Source organism: Niveispirillum sp. KHB5.9 (assembly GCF_048066115.1).
Classification (GTDB): domain Bacteria; phylum Pseudomonadota; class Alphaproteobacteria; order Azospirillales; family Azospirillaceae; genus Niveispirillum.
In genome coordinates this window covers 101158-119842 of sequence record NZ_JBLTYX010000015.1, presented here as the reverse complement: position 1 = coordinate 119842, position 18685 = coordinate 101158, and the positions used below count along the sequence as shown (strand labels likewise).

The following is an 18685-nucleotide window of genomic DNA, read 5'->3' as shown; positions in this document are numbered from 1 at the left end:
CTACCTCATCCGCGCCAGGGATGCACCGCGCGCCAATGTCGCGCGATATCCACCCGCCGCGCCATCCAGACCTTTTCATGCGCCAGGACATGGTCCAGGAACCTCTCCAGCCCCCGCACCCGCCCCGGCCTTCCGATCAGCCTCGTGTGCAGCCCCACCGACATCATTTTCGGCGCCGTCTCCCCCTCCGCATACAGCGCGTCGAAGGCGTCACGGGCATAGGTGAAGAAATCGTCGCCCTGGTTGAACCCCTGGGCCGTGCCGAACTTCATGTCGTTGACGTCCAGCGTATAGGGGATGACCAGATGCGGCTCCCCCTGCCCCTCATAGGTCCCGGGCCCCAGCCAATAGGGCAAATCGTCATTATACGCGTCCGCGTCATAGAGGAAGCCGCCCTCCTCCACCACCAGCCGCCGCGTGTTCGGCCCGATGCGCCCCGTGTACCAGCCCAGCGGCCGCTCCCCGGTCACCTCGCGGATCGTGTCGATGGCGCGCTTCATATGCTGCCGCTCCACATCCTCCGGCACGTTCTGATAGTCGATCCAGCGCCAGCCATGCGAGGCGATCTCGTGCCCCGCCGCCGCCATGGCCTTCGCCGCGTCGGGATGGCGGGCCAGCGCCATGGCCACGGCGTAGCAGGTGATCTTGATGCCGTATTTGTCGAACAGCCGCATCAGCCGCCAGAACCCGGCCCGGCTGCCATATTCATAGACCGACTCCACCGACAGGTTACGCTGCCCCACCAGCGGCTGGGTGCCCACCACCTCCTGCAAATACGCCTCCGAATGGGCATCGCCATGCAGCAGGCAATTCTCCCCGCCCTCCTCGTAATTCATCACGATCTGCACGGCGATGCGGGCATCCCCCGGCCAGCGCGGATGCGGCGGGTGGGCGCCATAGCCGATCAGGTCGCGGGGATAGGCATCGGCCATGGGCAATATCCTGTCCGTCGGAGGCTGGATTTTCACGAATGATGTCACGCATCGTTTCGCTTGCGCACAAAAAAATCCGTGGCACCATATGATATGGCCGAACATCAGAACGACACCCTCGAACGACCAACGTTATCTGCGCTGAACGCCTTGTCGCGCGCGGCTTTCGTCGAACGTCTGTCCGCCATATGGGAGGACAGCCCCTGGGTCGCCGTCGCCGCCTTCCCCGCCGCCCCCTTCGCAAATATTGCTGCATTGCACAATGAGATGGTGCGCGCCGTCACTAATGCCGGCGAGACCGCCCAACTGACCCTGCTGCGCGCCCATCCCGACCTTGCCGGCAAGCTGGCAAGGGGTGGCGGGTTGACGGCGCACAGCACGGCCGAACAGGCGGGTCTGGGCCTGGACCGGTTGAGCGACGCGGAATTTGACTGGTTCGACCGCCACAATGCGGCCTATCGTGAACGCTTCGGCTTTCCCTTCATCATCGCGGTGAAGGAAAATACCAGGGACAGCATCAAGACCGCCCTGGCGGCCCGGCTGGACAACGATCCCGCCGTGGAATTGAAAACAGCATTGGGAGAAGTCGCCAAGATCGCCAAATTCCGCCTGGAGGGGCTTCTTGGGACATGAATGAAGATGGTTTGGCGGCATTGGAGGCCCAGGTCGCCCGTGACCTGACCCTGCTGGACTACCCGGCCCGCCCCTGGGTGCCGGCCCGCGCCCATGCCGACGGGCATGTCTTCGACGTGGTGATCGTCGGCGGCGGCCAGGCTGGCCTTGCCACCGCCTTCGGCCTGATGCGGGAGAAAGTGGGCAATATCCTGGTCATCGACCGCAACAAGGCGGGCGACGAAGGGCCGTGGACGACGTTTGCCCGCATGATCACCCTGCGCACGCCCAAGCACCTGACCGGTCCCGATCTGGGCGTGCCCAGCCTGACGCCACGGGCGTGGTACGAGGCCAAGTACGGCACCGACGCCTGGGCGACCCTGGGCAAGCTGCCCAAGGAAATCTGGCAGGATTACCTGAACTGGTACCGAAGCACCCTCGCCATCCCCGTGCGCAACCAGCACGATCTGGTCCGCATCGATCCGGAGGATGATACCGGCATCCTGCGCCTGACGGTGGACACGCCGGCCGGCGAGACCCTGATCCTGGCCCGCAAGCTGGTGCTGGCCACCGGCATCGACGGGGCCGGGCGCTGGCATGTCCCGGATTTCATCCGCGGCGTGGTGCCGGAGGACCGTTACGCCCACACCTCGGAATTCATCGATTTCGACCGTCTGCGGGGCAAGCGCATCGGCATCCTGGGCGCCGGCGCGTCCGCCTTCGACAATGCCGGCACGGCGCTGGAGGCGGGCGTGGCCTCGGTCGATCTCTGCCTGCGCCGGCCCGACCTGCCACGCGTCAACCCCTATCGCTGGATGGAGTTTTCCGGCTTCCTGGGCCATTTCGCCGCGATGGGCGACCTGAACCGCTGGCGTTACATGCGCCATATCTTCGACCTGAACCAGCCGCCGCCGCAGGACACGTTCCACCGCTGCGCCATGCATCCCAACTTCGCCTTCCATACCTCCTGCCCGTGGGAATGGCTGCGCATGGATGGCAACGAAATCCATGTCGGCACGCCCAAGGGGGTGATGGCGTTCGATTTCCTGGTGGTGGGCACCGGCTTCATCGTGGAGGCGGCGTTCCGGCCGGAAGTGGCCGCCTTTGCCAAGGATATCGCCACCTGGGCCGACCGTTTCACCCCACCCAGGGGCGAAGGCAACCCGCTGCTGATCCGCTACCCCTACCTGGGCGATGGTTTCCAGTTCACCGAGCGCGTGCCCGGCTGCGCCCCGCACCTGGCCAACATCCACAATTTCACCTTCGGCGCCACGCTTTCCATGGGCCTGTCGGGTGCTTCGATCAGCGGCATGAAATACGGGGTGCAGCGGCTGGTCCAGAGCCTGATCCGCGACCTGTGGCTGGCCGACCAGGACCATTTCCTGGCCGATCTCAAGGCCTATGATCAACCCGAACTGGTGAGCACGACATGGCCCGCCTGAGCACGCATGTGCTGGACACGAGCAGCGGCCGCCCGGCGGCGGGCGTGAAGCTGGAACTGTTCCGTCTTGAAGGGGACCAGCGTGCCCTGGTCAAGACCGACTGGACCAACAATGACGGCCGCACCAACGCGCCCCTGCTGTCTGGCGACACGATCACGGTGGGGGCCTATGAACTGCTGTTCCATGCCGGGGATTATTTCCGCACCCATGGCGTGGCCTTGGCCGATCCGCCCTTCCTGGACCAGATCCCCCTCCGCTTCGCCATCGCCGAGGCGGACGGCCATTACCACGTGCCGCTGCTGCTCAGCCCGTGGAGCTATTCGACCTATCGGGGGAGTTGAGAGACCGGGCATCTGTGTCTAAACTGACCGTTCAATGAACTTGCCCCGGGGCTCCATCATGGCTGACAACATCACCCGCTGGACGGTCAGCGTGTCGAAGGACACGGACGACACGGTGCGCAGTCATCTGGCACAGCGCGGCATGAAGCAGGGCGACCTGTCCAGGTTCATCGAAGAGGCGGTGAAATGGCGGGTGCTGGACCAGACCATGGCGGAAGCCCGCGGGAAATTCGCCGATCTGCCGGCCGATGAACTTGATGCCTTGCTGGATGAAGCGGTAACAGCGACCCGCGCTCGCGGATGAGCCCATGCGGCTGGTCATTGACACAAACATCCTGATCAGCGCCCTGCTGTCACCCAAATCCCCGCCTGCCGCGCTGATCAGCTTGTGGCGGCACGGGCATTTCACCCTGCTCACCTGCGATGAACAGCTTGATGATTTGCGGCGGGTCACACGCTATCCAAAGATCAGGGAACGCTTACCGCCTGCCTTGGCAGGCCGGCTGATCAATGAATTGCGCGACCTTGCCATCTTGATCGAGAATTTGCCCAAGGTCGATGTCTGTCCCGATCCGTTCGACAATTACCTGCTGGCACTGTCCATGGCTGGACAGGCCGATCTCCTCGTCACGGGTGACAAGCGAGACCTGCTGTCGTTGCGCCGACATGGCCGCACCAGAATCATCGCGGTTTCTGCATTCCTGATGTTGGAATAACCCGACTTTCCCTCACGCCACCTGCTCGCGCCGGCTTTCCTTCTGCGCCTTGGCGAAGATCAGGGCCGCCTCGAACGCTTCGGACGGAATCTCCGGGCTTTCCGCCGCGATCTCGCCCAGCGCCTCGCCATAATCGATACGGGCGGCGACGGAGGCGGCGGTGATGCGGGTACCGCGCAGGATGACGCTGCCGCCCCGGATGCTCTGGTCGCTGACCAGATAGCGCCGGCGCAGCGTCATATAGCGGGCGGTGCGCAGGGCGGCGTCCAATGCCACCTCTCCGGTGCCGACCCGCACGCCCTCCACCGCCTGCATGGCCAGGAACACGGCTTCGTGCGGGGACAGGCTGTCAGTGTCGAGGCTGGACATGGGGCGCTCCTGTATCAGGAAACTGCATCCCGTGATCCTATCACCGGCCTCCGGCCGCCACCAACCACCCCTTCGGTACACCCCCGAAAGCGGGTCCATCACGCCGCGAACCGATCCACCAGCCGATGGCCCAGCGCCAGCTTCCGCCCCTCGTCCAGGGTGAAGGCCACCCCGTTCTGCCGCCCGTCCAGCGTCTTCACGCGGAAGGGCAAGGCGCCTTCCAGACCATCCACGATCAGGCTGCCCTCCACCCCCGCCGGCAGCGCCAGGCCATCCAGCAGCGCGCCGCCGGCGGAGATGTTCAGCAACCGGCCCTGGCGCCGGCCCTCGGCGACCTCCACCACCACATCCATCTCCACCGCATGGCGCGCCCCGTGCCGGCGGTCGACATCGGCGGTGGCGGTGCGCACCACGCGCACCAGGGTCTGGCGAAGATCGTTGACGGAACCGACGATGCGCATCGCCACCTCGCGCATGGCCACGGCCTTGGCGCCGGTGCTGCCGGCCTCCTGCGACACGGTGTCGATGCGGGTCGCCACCTCCTGCGCGGCTTCGGCGGTTTCGGTGACATTGCGGGAGATTTCGCTGGTGGCGGCGGCCTGTTCCTCCATGGCCTCGGCGATGCCGGCCGACACCTCGTCCATGGCGCGGATGGCGTCGCCGATCTGCTCCACCGCCATCACTGCCTCGGCCGTGACATTCTGGATCTGGATGATCTTGGCGGTGATCTCCTCCGTCGACCGCGTGGTCTGGGTGGCCAGGTTCTTCACCTCCGACGCCACGACGGCAAAGCCCTTGCCGGCATCGCCGGCCCGCGCCGCCTCGATCGTGGCGTTCAGCGCCAGCAGGTTGGTCTGCTCGGCGATGTCGCGGATCAGGTTGGCCACGCCGCCGATCTGCTCCACCACCTCCGACAGGCTGTCGATGGTGCCGCGCGTGCGCCGGCTGCGTTCCACCGCCTCGCCCGACAGGCTGGTGGCATGCGCCACCTGGGCGCTGATCTCGTTGATCGAGGCGGTCAGCTGCTCCGTGGCGCTGGCCACGGCCTGGGCATTGGCCAGGGCATGCATGGCGGCGGTGGACACATTGGCGGCGCTGTCGCGCACCTGGGCCGCACTCTCGGCCATCGACGCGGCGGCCGTGTCCATCTCGTGCGTTTCCACGGCGATGCCGTCGACGCTGGTGCGGCTCTCCGCCTCCACGGTTTCGGCCATGTTGCGCAGCGCGACGCGGCGGTTCTGCTCCGCCTCCGCCTCGCCCTTCTGCCGTTCGGCATGCAGCCGGTCATTCTCCGCCGCCCGGTCGCGCAGCGCCGACAAGGCGTGGGCCATCTCGGCCAGTTCGTCATGGCGATCCGCCATGGCCGGCACCGACGCCGTCAGGTCGCCGCGCCCGATACGGGTCAGCGCGTCGGTCAGCCCGATCAGCGGCAGCACGACATTGCTGCGCAGCGCCAGCAGCACAAGGGCGGCAATCGCCACGCCCACCCCCGCCAGCGCCATGATCAGCCAGGTCAGGCGGCTGGCGATGGCATCGGCGGCGGCCAGTTCGGCCTGCATGCGGGCCTTGGCGGCGTCCGCCACCTTGCGCACATCGTCGGCCACGGCATCCAGCTCCGCCGACATGCCGTCCGTCTCGCCCACGAAGGCGCCCATCAGCATGTTGCCGACCTCCGGGCCGCTATTGACATACGCCTTCGCCATCGCCGTGCCCTTGGTGTAGAAGTTCGCGAACAGCCCTTCCACCCGGCCCAGTGCGGCCTCCACCTCCGGCACGCCCATCGCCGTGGCATGCTTGCGGGCCGCCGCCATGGTGCGCAGCAGATCGTTGTGCGCCTTCTCCGCCTCGGCGAAGCCGGTATCCAGCCCCTCCAGCCCGCGCGTCGCCGACACGTCGGTCAGCCAGAGCTGCACCCGCATCACGTCGCCGCGTATATCCTTGACCATGGTCACCAGGGTCAGGGCCTGGTCCGCCGCCCGCTCCGCCGCCGCCCGGGCCACCGCCACCTGCGCACGCTGCTGGTTGGCCCCCACCGCCATGATGATGGCGGCGATCAGCAACAGCGCCAGGATCGCCAGATTGGACAGCAGGATCTTCAGGCTGAGGTTCAGACGCATTGGACAGGCCCCTTGTCGTGCGACGTCATACGGTTCTGATTGGTTAAGAATCACCTAACACAAGCGCCCCTGGATTGAAAGAAACCGGCCCCCACCCCACCCGCGCGGGTGGCATTCCAAAGAGGGTGGGGCGTTGGGCACCGTCATTACAGCCTTCCCACCGTCATCCCCGCGAAAGTCCGGGCTTTGAGGTTCCAGCCATCTCTACCGTCACCCCGGCGGAGGCCGGGGGCCAAGTCGTAGAGCGAAGCACTTGTCACCTGGGCCCCGGCCTCCGCCGGGGTGACGGTAGAGAGAGAGCAACAACGGTGATACTCAAGACTTCCACCCAAGCACCAAACTCCCCTCGACCGCCGCAGGCCGACCGCGTAACGTCGCCCCCAAGCCCGGTAGAAACCCGGGCACGGGGGAAGATGCCAAGCGGGCGGACATGCGGACTTTGGGTCTCGGGGCCAGGATCGGCTATGCGACGGGCGATTTCGGCCTCAATCTCTATTGGCAGTCGCTGCTGCTGTTCATCCTGTTCTTCCAGATGGATGTGCTGGGCCTGTCGGCGGTGGATGCCGGCCTGTCCTATCTGATCGCCTCGGTCTGGGATGCGGGCATGGACCCGCTGATGGGCATCATCTCCGACCGCACCCGCACCAGGATGGGCCGCTACCGGCCCTTCATCCTGTTCGGCACGGTGCCGCTGGCAGCCTCCTTCTGGCTGTGCTTCTCCCCGCCCGCCTTCCTGGTGCCGGGATCGGCGGGGATGATCATCTTCGCCACGCTGACCCATATGCTGTTGCGCAGCTGCTACGCGGTGGTGGCAATCCCCTATTCCTCGCTGACCGCCGCCATGACCCGCGACAGTGACGAGAGGGCCAGCCTCACCGGCTGGCGCATGCTGCTGGCCTTCGCCGGCTCCACCTCGGTCTCGGCCTTGCTGCCGCTGCTGGCCGGCTGGTTCGGCAGCTACAGCCCGGCCGCGGCCTGCGTCGGTGCGCTGGCCGTGCTGACCCATATCGCCTGCGTCGCCTCGGTGCGCGAACTGCCGGCGCCGGCGGCACAAACCGCCCCGCTGGGCCTGCGCGACGATCTGGGCGGGTTCGTGGGCGGCGTGATGCGCAACGGGCCGCTGCTGCGCCTGCTGGCCGCCACGGTGGCCCTGCATCTGTCGCTGGGCATCCTGATGCGCAACGTGCCCTATCTGCTGAAATACGATCTGGGCGGCGACAAGACCATGATCGCGCAGGCGCTGACCTGGTTCTCCGCCGCCGGCATCATCGGGGTCCCCGTCTGGGTCTGGGTGGCGCGCCGCTGGTCCAAGCGCGCCGCCTGGCAAGGCGGCAGCGCTCTGGTCATCATCGGCGGGGTGGCCCTGGCCTTCACCCCGGCCGGCAGCCTCTGGTCCAGCTTCGCCTGCCTGACCTTGATCTTTTTCGGCCATGCGGCGCACGCCGTGGCCATGTGGTCCATGCTGCCCGACGCCGTCGACTACGCCCATTGGCGCCGCCGCCGTCGGGACGAGGCGAAGATCTACGGCCTGGCATCGCTGATCCTGAAGCTGGCCCTGGGCGGCTCGGCCTTCATCGGCGGGCTGGCGCTGGAGGGCGTGGGCTATGTGCCGGGCGTCCCCCAGACCGCCACCACCCTCACCGGCTTCCGCTGGCTGGCCGGCTTGGCCGTGGCCCTGGGACTGGGCCTGTCCATGCTGTCGGTGGCGGGATATAAGCTGACGGCGCAGCGGCACGGGCGGATACAGGCGTTCTTGGGGAGAAGGGCGGGAAGGGGCACCGCTTGAACAATCGCCCCTCTCCGTCACGCCGCTCGGATCGCCGTGAAGAATTTCGACATCTCATCCTTCAGAACGGTGGCGTTGCGGGCCAGGATGGAGGCCGCCTCTGTCACCTCCTGCGACATGGCCCCCGCCTCATTGGCCACTTCAGTGACGCGGGCCATGGAGCCTTTGACATCGCGCATGCTGTCGGCGGCATCGGATACGCTGTGCGCAATCTCGCCGGTCGCGGCAGATTGCTGATCGACCGCGTTGGCGATCTCCCGCGCGATCGCCGCTTGGCCGCCAATGGCTGTGGACACACGGCGGATGGCGTCCACCGACAGGCCGGTCACGCGCTGCATTTCCGCGATCTGACGGCCGATATCATCGGTGGCGCGTGCGGTCTGCGTGGCCAGCGCCTTCACCTCGCCGGCAACGATGGCGAAGCCTTTGCCGGCCTCCCCGGCGCGTGCCGCCTCGATCGTGGCGTTCAGCGCCAGCAGGTTGGTCTGGCTGGCGATATTGGCGATCATGCTGACCACGTCCCCAATGCGCTGCGCCGCATCCGACAGGGTGACCAGGGTGCGGGTGGCGTCTTCGGCCTCGCCGGTCGTCTCGCTGGCCGACTGGCGTGAGCGGTCGGACTGGCGCTGGATCTCCGTGATCGACCCGCTGAGCTGTTCCGCCGCCGCGGCCACCGTCTGGATATGCTCGGTGGTGGCATGCACTGCGTCCGTCGCTGCCTGCGACTGGCGCAGCGTTTCGGTGGAAACTCCCGACATCTGGGTCGCCGTGGCCTCCAGCTCTGTCGAGGCTGATGACATTTCCTGGATGCTGTTGCTGGCACTGGCGTTGAAGCCGCTGATCAACTCCTCGAGCAGCGCCGCGCGGCGGATGCGGTATTGCTGCTGCTCCGCCTCCTGGGCGCGCAGCCGCTGCGCCTCCTGACTGTGGGCCCGCAGCACGTCGATGGAGCGCGCCATCGCCCCCAGTTCGTCGCCGCGACCGCAATAGGGTACCGCGCGGCTGAAATCCTCACGCGCGATATGGTCGATGATGTTGCCCAGATCGGCCAGCGGCCGAAGCACCTGACGCGTGACAATCGCGAAGGCACCCAGCACCAGCAGGCCGCCCGCCGCCATCACCGCGATCATGCCCCCCAGCTTCCAGCCCCGCGACCGGTTGAAGGCCGACACATCGCGGGCCAGCAGCGTCTCCACACCGGATCGCACCGCCAGGATGGTGCCGATGGATTTGGTGGCAGCCTCGAACCATGCCGCGCTGTCCATCGGATAGGGCTGGCTGGCGGCAGCGGCGGCAAGCACGGACTGCAGCTGTTTTTCCATCGCTTGCGCCGCTCCCTCCGCGTCCTGGACGGCGCGCCGGTATTCCGGTCCCATGCCGCCTACCTGGGCCCGAGCGACCATGAGGCTCAGCTGCGCGAAGCCAGCCGCATTGCCGATGGCGACGAGTTGTGGATCCGTCGGAGCCTGCCCGGCCGCCAGCACCCCCGCCACCAAGCCACGTTGCCGTCCCAGATGCTCCGACAGTTCCGCGAGATTGCTGGACAGGGAAAGCCCACCGACCAGCGTTGCCTCCTGCGGCAATTCCACCGCTGCGACACTGTCGCGGGCCTGGAACAGCAACTGGTCGATGACGCGCGATGTGCCCTGGAACCAGCCGGCGGCATCCCGCTGACCACCCTCCATGCTTTTCCAGGCGATGTCACGCAGCCCGGACAGGGTGTCCAACGCCCGAAGCGTGGCCGGAGACAGATCGCCGGCGGCGACCGCCTCGGCGATAGCCGCTTCGGCGCTTGCGCGCGCCTTTCCGGCCTGATCCCGCTGGCCATTATCGACCGCGACCATGGTCAGCGCGATATTGGTGGCACCCCGTTCCACCGCCAGCTTCCCCGCAACGCCCAACATCCGCCGGGCGGTCGCATTGCCGGACTCTACGTTGTTGGCGATGGCCAATTCCTGCAGCGCCGCAAAGCTCTGCACCACCGTGAGGACCAGGGCCATGACAGCCAACAGTCCGACGACAGAGAGCAACTTCGCTCGGATCCCCAAGGACATGTCATATCTCCCGGCTTCGGTTCAGGGGATATTTAAAATGATCGGCAAATCCTCATTAACTCAATACGCGAATCCGGGGGAAAAACCCCATTCAATACGCGGTATCAGCAGACCTATCTCTTCGATTTTTCTATATACTGGCGCCCATTTCATCGACAGGGCGCGACGGGCATCGGTTGATGCGAGAAGGGGTTTTGCGTATTGGCGTGCAGAACGGCCACCAGATATAGCCAAAATGCCATCCTGGAGGGCACGGAAGACTATCCGGCCCATCTGCAGGGAAATCCTCAGCGGTACAATAAGCGGGCGGGTACCAGGTCCCGGAGAATCCATCCCATCAGGATTTGGTATCAGTCAAGACGCGGCCCACGATCCGGCATCTTCCTACTCCCGCATCGCCGCCGCCAGCCGCTCCCACGTCCCCGGTGCAGTACGCTCCAATTGCTCGCCCAGGCGGGCCAGGGTGGCCTGCTCATCCTCGCGCAGGGCCTGTTCCATCTCGCGGCCCAGGCGCATCACCGCCTTGCAGCCGAAGCCCCCCGACGTGCTGATCATGTCGTGGATGTCGCGGGCCAGACCGGCCTGGTCGCCGCCGTCCAGCGCCTTGGCGATGCGCTCCAGCCGGGCGGTGGAATTATCCAGGAACTGGCCCAGCAGCCGGTCGAAGGCGGCCGCCCCCATCATCTCCCGCAATTGGCGCACCGGCGTCAAATCCAGGTCCGCCACGTCGATGGGGGCGGCAACCGCCGCCGCCGGGGCGGCCTGGCCGCGCACGCGGTCCAGCCACAGCCGCACCTTGGCCAGGAATTCCTGATATTCGACAGGTTTGGAGATGTAATCATCCATGCCCGCCTCGCGATATTCCTCCTCCACCCCCGTCATGGCGTTGGCGGTCATGGCGATGATGGGGATCGACGCGCGGGCCCCGCCCAGGGCGCGGATGCGGCGCGTGGCCTCCAGCCCGTCGACCACAGGCATCTGCACATCCATCAGCACCAGATCGTAATCGCGGGCCTCCAGCGCCTCCACGGCCTCGCCGCCATGGTTGGCGATATCGACGCTGTGGCCGGCACCGGTCAGCATGTGCAGCGCCACCTGCTGGTTCACGTAATTATCCTCGGCCAGCAGGATGCGCCCGCCGGCACCGGACGCCGCCACGGCCGGCGCCGGGGCCGCGCGCTCCACCGCCGCCGCCGGCTGGCGGCCGCGCAGCACGGTGATCAGGTCGGGGCGCAGTACCGGCTTGTCCAGCATGGCGTCGATGCCGGGCGGCAGCGGGCCGGCCCCCGTCATGGGGCGCAGCATGACCAGCCGCGCCTTGGGCAGCGCCCCGCGCAGCCGCGCGGTCACGTCGCTGTCGGGATCGGCGACCAGCGCCATGTCCAGCACCACGATCTCCGGCGCCAGCCGCCCCGCCCCGGCCTCCGCCACGGCGTCATCCACCTCTTCCACCCGCACCCGCAAGCCCAGGCGCGACAGTTCGCGCACCATCGGCGCGCGCACCAGCCCGTCGGGCACCAGCAGCAGCACCTCGCGCCCCGCCAGATCGGGCAGGGGGGTGCCGGCCGGCACCTCCTCCTCGCCCGCCGCCAGAGTGACGGTGAACCAGAAGGTGGACCCGATGCCCACCGTGCTTTCCACGCCGATGCGCCCGCCCAGCAGGCCCACCGTCTCCCGGCAGATGGCCAGGCCCAGGCCGGTGCCGCCGAATTTGCGGCTGACCGAACTGTCGGCCTGCACGAACTTCTCGAACAGCCGGTTCACGGCGGCCGGCGGGATGCCGATGCCGGTATCGATGACCTGCACATCCAGGGTCAGGGTCCCGCCCGCTCCCTCATGCACGGCCACGCCCACCGTCACCCCGCCCCTGGCGGTGAACTTGATGGCATTGCCGATCAGGTTCAGCACCACCTGGCGGATGCGGGTCGGGTCGCTGACCACGCTGCGCCGAGCGGACGGCGCGATGTCCAGCACCAGCTCGATCCCGTGCTCCGCCGCCTTGGGCGCCATCAGCAGGGCGGTTTCCTCGAACATCCGCGCCAGATCGAACTCGATATGTTCCAGCGTGACCTGGTTGGCCTCCAGCTTGGAGATGTCCAGGATGTCGTTCAGCAGGCTCAGCAGCAGCTTGGCCGAGGATCCCACCAGATCGGCCGAATGCCTTTGTTCCGGCGTCAGCTCCGTGGTCAGCAGCAGCGTGTTCATGCCGATGATGCCGTTCATCGGCGTGCGCAGCTCGTGGCTCATATTGGCCAGGAATTCCGACTTGGCGCGGTTGGCGGCCTCGGCCTGGTCCTTGGCGCGGGTCAGTTCCACCTGCGCCTGGGTCAGCCGCTCATTGGCCTCCGCCAGCTCGCGGTTGGATTTCTCCAGCGCGTCGGCCAGCGACGCGCGGGCCTCCGCCAGCCGCCTTTCCTCATGCGCGTTCTCCAGTTCGCGTTCCTTCAGGTGGAACTCGGTGGAGATGCGCAGGTTTTCCTCATGCAGCAGCTTGCGGCGCAGCAAGGCCCGGATGCGGGCCTTGATGATCTCGATATCGTTGGCCTTGGTGACGTAATCGTCGGCCCCGGCCTCCAGGCCGCGCATCAGGTCGGTCTTGCTCTCCGATGCCGTCAGCATGACGATCTGGAACAGTTCCTCCCGCCGCCGGCGCACGCCGTCCAGGCGCGCGCACAGATCCACGCCGTCGATCTCCGGCATGTTCAGGTCGACGATGATGCAGTCGAAATTCTCGTGTTCGGCCAGCTCCAGCGCCTGCAGCCCCGACAGCAGCGGCAGGACGTCGTGCCCCTCCTCCTCCAGCAGGCCGCGCATGAATTCCAGGAAGGTGGGGCTGTCATCGACGATCAGCAGCCGGCAGCGGCGCAGCGCCTGGGCCGAGGCGTTGAAATTCTGCCGCCCGCGCTTCAGCAGGGCGGTGATTCGCGCCGGCAGCAGGTCGCTGTCGGCGGATTTGGGCACATAGGCGTCGGCCCCGCTCTCGATGCCGCGGAACTCGGCCTCCGCCGTCACCTCGTCGGTCAGCATGATGATCGGCAGGTGGCGGGTGCGCACATTCAGGCGCAGGCGGCGGATCAGCTCGTCTCCGCTCATCCGCGGCAGGTGGTAATCGACCAGCACCAGGTCTGGCAGGGCGCCGTTCAACGTCTCCAGCGCATCCTCGGCCGTCGCGCACACCTCCGCCGTCCAGCCCTGGGCGGCCAGTGTGATCTCCATCTGCAATGCCTGCGTGGGGCTGTCCTCCACGACCAGCAGATGCGGCGCCTGCATGCTCATCCGGTCCCCTGCCCCGGCCGACCCTCAACGACCCGTCCTTGGCTGACGGGTATCCATCTCCCTTTTAAGGCACTTCTGATTGCGGATACCAGAACGGTTTTCGATTAGCCGGGAACCGCCACGATGGCGACCGCCGCCGCGGCTTGAGGAAAACGGAAAAGCCGCACCTGTTCTCGGCCAGCCGAAAACCACCACGGCGGCGACCGCCGCCGCGCGGCACGTGCCGCGTAAGCCAAGCCCGGCGCCTGAGGGAACACGAAAAAAACCTGATCCGTTTTCGGCTTAGCCGAAAACGGATCAGGCGGGCGTGGAGAGGGAGCCGGCGATATGCACCCGGTCGCGGCCGGCGCGCTTGGCGAAATACAGCGCGGCATCGGCCGCCAAGTTCAGGGCGGCCAGGTCGCTGGCATCGGTCAGGCCGGCCACGCCGGCGCTGAAACTGACATGGAACAGCACGTCGCCGGCCCCGCGGAAACCGATGGCCTGGAAATCCCGGCGCAGCGCGTCCAGCATGAAGGCGGCCTCCGACGGCCCCGTCCCCGGCAGGATGACGGCGAATTCCTCCCCGCCGTACCGGCCCACGATGTCGCTGCGGCGCAGGCGCTGGCGCAGCAGGCGCGCCAGCGAGCGCAGGACGCGGTCGCCGGCGGCGTGGCCATGCTCGTCATTCACCCGCTTGAACCGGTCCACATCGATCATCACGAAGGACAGCGGCACCCCGTCACGCCGGGCGCGCGCCACCTCCGTGGCCAGATGCTCCTGCACCATGGCGTGGTTCAGGGCGCCGGTCAGGCTGTCGCGGGCCATCATGGCCTGCAGCTGACGGGCGCGCCGCACGCGGGCCCGCACCTGCGACACCAGCTGCACGGTGCCGATCGGCTTCAGCAGCAGGTCCTCCGCACCGACATCCAGCACCAGCCGCTTGTCGCCCAGCGCCTGGTCGGCCGTCAGGAACAGGATGGGCAGCGACAGCATCCCCTCCTGCTGGCGCAGCACGGCGGCCAGCTCCAGGCCGGTGCAGCCCGGCATCACCTGGTCCAGCAGCACCAGGTCGGGCAGGAAGCGGCGGATCTGGGGGATGGCCTCGACCGGATCGACCAGCACCTCCACCTCCATCCCGGCCCCGCCCAGGGCCGTGGCATATTGGGCGGCGACCAGCGGGTCGTCATCGATCAGCATCACGCGGTAGGGCCGGATGCTCTCCCGCCCGATGGCCTGGTCCAGCCGTTCGGCGAGCGTGGCCGGGTCCACCGGCTTGGTCAGGTATCCCGCCCCGCCGGCCCGCACCGCGCCCAGCCGGGCGGCGAAATCATCGCGCCCCGACAGGAAGATGGCGGGCGGCACCGGCCCCTCGGCCAGCATCCGGGTCAGGGTCTCGCTGCCCGCATCGTAATCGGCCCCGCAGATGATATCGACGATCAGCGCCGATGGCGGGTTCTCGCGCACCGCCTCGCGGAAGCTGGCGGGATCGGTGAATGCCTTGGCGCGATAGCCATAGGGCCGCATCTGGCTCACCAGTTCGTCGGCCTGGACGGTGTCATCCTCCAGCAGATAGACGGTCAGCTCCTCCGCCCGCGGCCCCACCTCCTCGGCATCCTCCACCCTCTCCGGCAGGTGGAGCGCCTGTTCGCCCGCCCCCAGCACACCGGCCAGGGCCTGCTCCAGCTGCGTAGCGGCCGCGGCCGCGTTGGGCAAGGGCGCGCGCAGCACCTGTTCCAGGCGCCTTGCGGCCTCGGCCAGATCCATGAAGCCGAAGGTGCTGGCCGATCCGACCAGCCCATGGGCCTGGCGCAGCATCTCCGCCGCGTCGCTCGCGGCATGGGCCAGGGCCGCCAGCCGCTCCGGCAGCAGCAGCACATATTGGGCGCGGATTTCCCGGTGCCGGGCGGCAACGGAAACGGAAAGGTGCTGGTCGCTCATCAATGGACCCGGCAATCGTAACTGGTTTGCAATTGCATTCTAGCCGTGCCGCGTTAACCCTGTCGAGGCAGGGTTACCTGTCATGACGGTTAGGTTCCTGTTGCCGGGACGATGATGATGGGCCCCCTGATCCGGGTTTTATATGTCGATGACGATCCCGACCTGCGCGCCATGGCGGAACTGGCCCTGGCCGCCGTGGGCGGGCTTGCCGTGACGCTGTGTGCCGATGGCAGCCAGGCCGTCGCCCTGGCCTGCTCGTCGGACGCGCAGCTGGTGCTGCTGGACGTGGTGATGCCGGGCCTGGACGGGCCCGCGACCCTGGCCGCCCTGCGCGCCGACCCCGCCACCGCCGCCCTGCCCGTGCTGTTCGTCACCGCGCTGGACGGGGACGACGACCGGGCAAGGCTGCTGGCGCTCGGGGCCGCCGGCATCATCGCCAAGCCGCTGGACCTGATGGGGCTGGCCGGTCAGGTGAAGGCGGCGTGGATGGGGCTGTCGCTCACCCCGACCTACGATCATGGGATCATGCCAACCGGCAATGGATAGCCGGTTGGCTGGCGCGTTGAGCGCCCGCGGGCACGTGCCCGCGCAAGCCAAGCCGCCGGAGGCGGCGCCCGGCGCCTGAGGGACGGACCTCACGTCCCGAACTGGATGAACGGCACCTTGGCGAACAACCGCCGCTCCCCGCCCCTGGGATCATCGACCAGCCGGCATTCATCATTCAGCACCATGGTCTGCCGCCGCTCCAGCCCATAGGGTTCCCACGCCGGCAGGTCCGGATGGTTGGGATCGCCCTTGCGCGCCAGGGCGATGAAGGCATCGGCCAGCCGCCCCGCCATGCGGTGTGCTTCCGGCGCCGTCCCCGTCTGGCTGCCCGGCTGGGCGGCATTGTCGAAGGAAAGCGGGATGTCCAGCGTGTGCGGCGCCCCCCATTTGCCACCATCCAGGGGCGACGGCCAATCCAGCTGATACGCCCAAGTGGGGGCAGGGGTGGGCGCCACGCCCGGCTTCTGCCGGGCCCGCGCCTCCAGCTCCTCCACCGCGCCCCGCCAGGACCGGCCGGCGGTGGTGGCGGCGAAGAACACGTCGGACGGGCTGTGTTGGGGATAGAGGCGGCGATATTCGGCGATCACCTCCTCCGGGGCGATATCCACCCGCATGGCGGGGAACAGCTTGTCGGGCAGCGCCTCCCAGGTCAGCGTGAAGGTCGACGGGTCCCCCCCGCCGATCAGGCCGCGCGTCTCGTCATGGGTATTGCCGATGATCATCGGGATATCGGCCGATAGGGCCGGGGCACCTGGGAAGAATGGATGGACCGGCAGGTTGCGCCCATCCACCACCGGCCCCGTATAGACCCCGCCCGACCCCGCCACCGGGTCCACGGCCTTCAGCCCCGCCTTCAGCTGTTCCACCGGCAGCGACAGCATCGCCTCGGCCCCCGCCTTGTCGGCACTCAGGCCCAGCTGCTTCAGGATGGCGGCGGTGCGCGCCGTGGCATTGCGCGGGCCGCCGGCCGTCACCTGCTGCCCGCTCATGGTGGCGACCTTGTGGAACAGGCCGCGCGCGGCGGGCATGGCCATCAGGGTGGCGATCTTGGCCCCGCCGCCCGACTGGCCGAACAGCATGACATTGCCGGGATCGCCACCGAACGAGGCGATATTGTCCCGCACCCATTGCAAGGCCAGGATCAGGTCCAGCTGCCCGGCATTGCCGCTGTCGGCAAACCGTTCATCCCCCAGCCCCGCCAGCCGCGCCAGATAGAGATAGCCGAACAGGTTCAGCCGGTGATTGACCGTCACCACCACCACATCGCCACGCAGCGCCAGCCGCGTGCCGTCATAAAGCGGGCTGGACCCCGACCCGTTGGCATAGGCGCCGCCATGGATATAGACCATGACCGGCCGCTTGCCCCCGTCGCCCAGGCCCCGTGTCCAGACATTCAGGAACAGGCAATCCTCCGACTGCCGATCCTCCTTCGATCCCTGCGGGCTGGCATTGCCGTAATCGACGGCGTCCACCACCCCTTTCCAGGGCGTGGGCGGCAGGGGGCCCTGGAAGCGGCGGGCGGCCGTGTCGGCGCCATAGCGCACGCCCTTGAACACATGCACGCCCTGGTCCGTGCGCCCGCGCACCTTGCCGGCCCGCGTGGCCACCACCGGCCCCTTGCCCGTGGCGGCATTGGCACCCGATGCCAGCAGCACCCCCGACGCCCCGGCCAGCAGCAGCGACCGCCGCGTCACATCCATCACGCGCATTCCATCCCCCCGTCGGTACGGCCCTTCCACGGGGCCATTTCGTCGGGGGTAGAGTAATTGATACCGGTGTCAATGCCAAGCCGGCACGGTGCCGCTTGCCCCCGTCCCCCACCTCATGGACAATCACCCATCCTCCCCCGCCCCAGGGCCGCCCATGTCCGACAGCAATGCCGACCCCGGTTCCACCCGGCTCGACAATTTCGTCGATGCCGCCTTCGCCTTTGCCGTATCGCTGCTGGTCATCGCGGAGGGCGGGTCGGAATTCGGGTTCCGCGACCTGCTGGAGGCGCTGTGGCGGCTGCCGGTCTTCGCCGGCGGCTTCGTGCTGATCGCCATGTTCTGGTGGGCGCATGTCTCCTGGCGCCGGGCCGGCGGGCGCGGCGATGGGCTGTCCGTCCTGCTCAGCCTGGCCCTGGTCTTCGTGGTCATGGTCTATGTCTATCCGATGCGGGTCATGCTGCTGACCTTCACGGAGTTCCTGCGGGGACGCGCCAGCCTGGGCCTGGGCGATGCCCGTGCCCTGTTCGTGCTCTATGGCGCCGGCTTCGCGCTGATGTCGGGGCTGATCCTGGCTTTGTTCACCCACGGGCTGCGGCGCGGGCATCTGGTGGCGGGCCACTGGGATCACGCCCTGGTCTGGGCGCTGATCATGGGCAGCGGCATCCTCTCCGCCCTGCTGGCCGCCGTCCCCTCGCCGGGCGCCATTCTTGTCGCCCCCTGGTCCTATTCGCTGCTGCCGCTGGCCATTCCGCTGGCCTTGCGGGTCAGCGCGAAGCGTCGTGCCCGACAGGCGGCTGAAAGCGGTTCCCCGTAACGCATGATGACGGGAACCACAGGCCGGCGACTGCCGGCCCGCCGCCCATGC

General features: G+C 67.7%; 15 protein-coding genes. 8 read left to right on the top strand and 7 right to left on the bottom strand.

Annotated features, from left to right (window positions below; translation table 11 throughout):
- Positions 1-5 precede the first annotated feature (5 nt).
- On the bottom strand, positions 6-932 hold the full coding sequence (gene puuE / locus ACM9HJ_RS21870; protein ID WP_416573886.1) for an allantoinase PuuE: 927 nt from the start codon (positions 930-932) through the stop codon (positions 6-8).
- A gap of 150 nt (positions 933-1082) precedes the next feature.
- Here puuE and uraD point away from each other — a divergent pair, with 150 nt between their 5' ends.
- Genes uraD through ACM9HJ_RS21845 form a run of 5 tightly spaced genes read left to right on the top strand, consistent with a single transcriptional unit; the run spans position 1083 to position 4043 of the window.
- Positions 1083-1565 carry a 2-oxo-4-hydroxy-4-carboxy-5-ureidoimidazoline decarboxylase gene (gene uraD, locus ACM9HJ_RS21865; protein ID WP_416573885.1) on the top strand — a complete coding sequence of 161 codons (483 nt, stop codon included), beginning with the start codon at positions 1083-1085 and terminating at the stop codon, positions 1563-1565.
- Complete coding sequence (locus ACM9HJ_RS21860; protein WP_416573884.1) at positions 1562-2986, top strand: NAD(P)-binding domain-containing protein; 1425 nt, start codon at positions 1562-1564, stop codon at positions 2984-2986. Before uraD ends, ACM9HJ_RS21860 begins: the two co-directional genes overlap by 4 nt.
- On the top strand, positions 2974-3327 hold the full coding sequence (gene uraH / locus ACM9HJ_RS21855; RefSeq protein ID WP_416573883.1) for a hydroxyisourate hydrolase: 354 nt from the start codon (positions 2974-2976) through the stop codon (positions 3325-3327). Before ACM9HJ_RS21860 ends, uraH begins: the two co-directional genes overlap by 13 nt.
- Before the next feature lie 58 nt (positions 3328-3385).
- On the top strand, positions 3386-3631 hold the full coding sequence (locus ACM9HJ_RS21850; protein WP_416573882.1) for a ribbon-helix-helix domain-containing protein: 246 nt from the start codon (positions 3386-3388) through the stop codon (positions 3629-3631).
- Positions 3632-3635: 4 nt separating this feature from the next.
- Positions 3636-4043 carry a putative toxin-antitoxin system toxin component, PIN family gene (locus ACM9HJ_RS21845; RefSeq protein ID WP_416573881.1) on the top strand — a complete coding sequence of 136 codons (408 nt, stop codon included), beginning with the start codon at positions 3636-3638 and terminating at the stop codon, positions 4041-4043.
- A 12-nt stretch (positions 4044-4055) separates the two neighbouring features.
- Here the strand turns inward: ACM9HJ_RS21845 and ACM9HJ_RS21840 are convergent, their stop codons facing one another.
- Positions 4056-4412, bottom strand: a complete 357-nt coding sequence (locus ACM9HJ_RS21840; protein WP_416573880.1) for a DUF433 domain-containing protein — start codon at positions 4410-4412, stop codon at positions 4056-4058.
- A gap of 98 nt (positions 4413-4510) precedes the next feature.
- The gene (locus ACM9HJ_RS21835; RefSeq protein ID WP_416573879.1) at positions 4511-6529 is read right to left on the bottom strand and encodes a methyl-accepting chemotaxis protein; all 2019 of its coding nucleotides are present in this window, start codon (positions 6527-6529) and stop codon (positions 4511-4513) included.
- 430 nt (positions 6530-6959) lie between these two features.
- Between ACM9HJ_RS21835 and ACM9HJ_RS21830 the strand changes: the two genes are divergently transcribed.
- Positions 6960-8315, top strand: a complete 1356-nt coding sequence (locus ACM9HJ_RS21830) for an MFS transporter (protein WP_416573878.1) — start codon at positions 6960-6962, stop codon at positions 8313-8315.
- A gap of 17 nt (positions 8316-8332) precedes the next feature.
- Here the strand turns inward: ACM9HJ_RS21830 and ACM9HJ_RS21825 are convergent, their stop codons facing one another.
- The 3 genes from ACM9HJ_RS21825 to ACM9HJ_RS21815 all read right to left on the bottom strand — a co-directional run bounded on the left by ACM9HJ_RS21825 (position 8333) and on the right by ACM9HJ_RS21815 (position 15565).
- The gene (locus tag ACM9HJ_RS21825; RefSeq protein WP_416573877.1) at positions 8333-10315 is read right to left on the bottom strand and encodes a methyl-accepting chemotaxis protein; all 1983 of its coding nucleotides are present in this window, start codon (positions 10313-10315) and stop codon (positions 8333-8335) included.
- A gap of 438 nt (positions 10316-10753) precedes the next feature.
- Positions 10754-13645, bottom strand: a complete 2892-nt coding sequence (locus ACM9HJ_RS21820; RefSeq protein WP_416573876.1) for a response regulator — start codon at positions 13643-13645, stop codon at positions 10754-10756.
- Positions 13646-13942: 297 nt separating this feature from the next.
- Positions 13943-15565 (bottom strand): diguanylate cyclase, encoded by a 1623-nt coding sequence (locus ACM9HJ_RS21815; RefSeq protein WP_416573875.1) that lies wholly within the window; start codon positions 15563-15565, stop codon positions 13943-13945.
- Between the two features lie 117 nt (positions 15566-15682).
- Between ACM9HJ_RS21815 and ACM9HJ_RS21810 the strand changes: the two genes are divergently transcribed.
- Positions 15683-16111 (top strand): response regulator, encoded by a 429-nt coding sequence (locus tag ACM9HJ_RS21810; protein ID WP_416573874.1) that lies wholly within the window; start codon positions 15683-15685, stop codon positions 16109-16111.
- 89 nt (positions 16112-16200) lie between these two features.
- Here the strand turns inward: ACM9HJ_RS21810 and ACM9HJ_RS21805 are convergent, their stop codons facing one another.
- Entirely contained in the window at positions 16201-17820 is a 1620-nt protein-coding gene (locus tag ACM9HJ_RS21805; protein ID WP_416573873.1) for a carboxylesterase/lipase family protein, read from the bottom strand.
- Between the two features lie 154 nt (positions 17821-17974).
- Between ACM9HJ_RS21805 and ACM9HJ_RS21800 the strand changes: the two genes are divergently transcribed.
- Positions 17975-18634: a TMEM175 family protein gene (locus tag ACM9HJ_RS21800; RefSeq protein ID WP_416573872.1), complete on the top strand. Its 660-nt coding sequence runs from the start codon at positions 17975-17977 to the stop codon at positions 18632-18634.
- The last annotated feature ends 51 nt before the right edge of the window (positions 18635-18685 follow it).

Bases quoted from the DNA above. Each gene is read 5' to 3' on its own strand.
- puuE (WP_416573886.1), bottom strand. From the start codon at position 932: ATGGCCGATGCCTATCCCCGCGACCTGATCGGCTATGGCGCCCACCCG.
- ACM9HJ_RS21860 (WP_416573884.1), top strand. From the start codon at position 1,562: ATGAATGAAGATGGTTTGGCGGCATTGGAGGCCCAGGTCGCCCGTGAC.
- uraH (WP_416573883.1), top strand. From the start codon at position 2,974: ATGGCCCGCCTGAGCACGCATGTGCTGGACACGAGCAGCGGCCGCCCG.
- ACM9HJ_RS21850 (WP_416573882.1), top strand. From the start codon at position 3,386: ATGGCTGACAACATCACCCGCTGGACGGTCAGCGTGTCGAAGGACACG.
- ACM9HJ_RS21845 (WP_416573881.1), top strand. From the start codon at position 3,636: ATGCGGCTGGTCATTGACACAAACATCCTGATCAGCGCCCTGCTGTCA.
- ACM9HJ_RS21840 (WP_416573880.1), bottom strand. From the start codon at position 4,412: ATGTCCAGCCTCGACACTGACAGCCTGTCCCCGCACGAAGCCGTGTTC.
- ACM9HJ_RS21835 (WP_416573879.1), bottom strand. From the start codon at position 6,529: ATGCGTCTGAACCTCAGCCTGAAGATCCTGCTGTCCAATCTGGCGATC.
- ACM9HJ_RS21830 (WP_416573878.1), top strand. From the start codon at position 6,960: ATGCGGACTTTGGGTCTCGGGGCCAGGATCGGCTATGCGACGGGCGAT.
- ACM9HJ_RS21825 (WP_416573877.1), bottom strand. From the start codon at position 10,315: ATGGCCCTGGTCCTCACGGTGGTGCAGAGCTTTGCGGCGCTGCAGGAA.
- ACM9HJ_RS21820 (WP_416573876.1), bottom strand. From the start codon at position 13,645: ATGAGCATGCAGGCGCCGCATCTGCTGGTCGTGGAGGACAGCCCCACG.
- ACM9HJ_RS21815 (WP_416573875.1), bottom strand. From the start codon at position 15,565: ATGAGCGACCAGCACCTTTCCGTTTCCGTTGCCGCCCGGCACCGGGAA.
- ACM9HJ_RS21810 (WP_416573874.1), top strand. From the start codon at position 15,683: ATGGGCCCCCTGATCCGGGTTTTATATGTCGATGACGATCCCGACCTG.
- ACM9HJ_RS21805 (WP_416573873.1), bottom strand. From the start codon at position 17,820: ATGCGCGTGATGGATGTGACGCGGCGGTCGCTGCTGCTGGCCGGGGCG.
- ACM9HJ_RS21800 (WP_416573872.1), top strand. From the start codon at position 17,975: ATGTCCGACAGCAATGCCGACCCCGGTTCCACCCGGCTCGACAATTTC.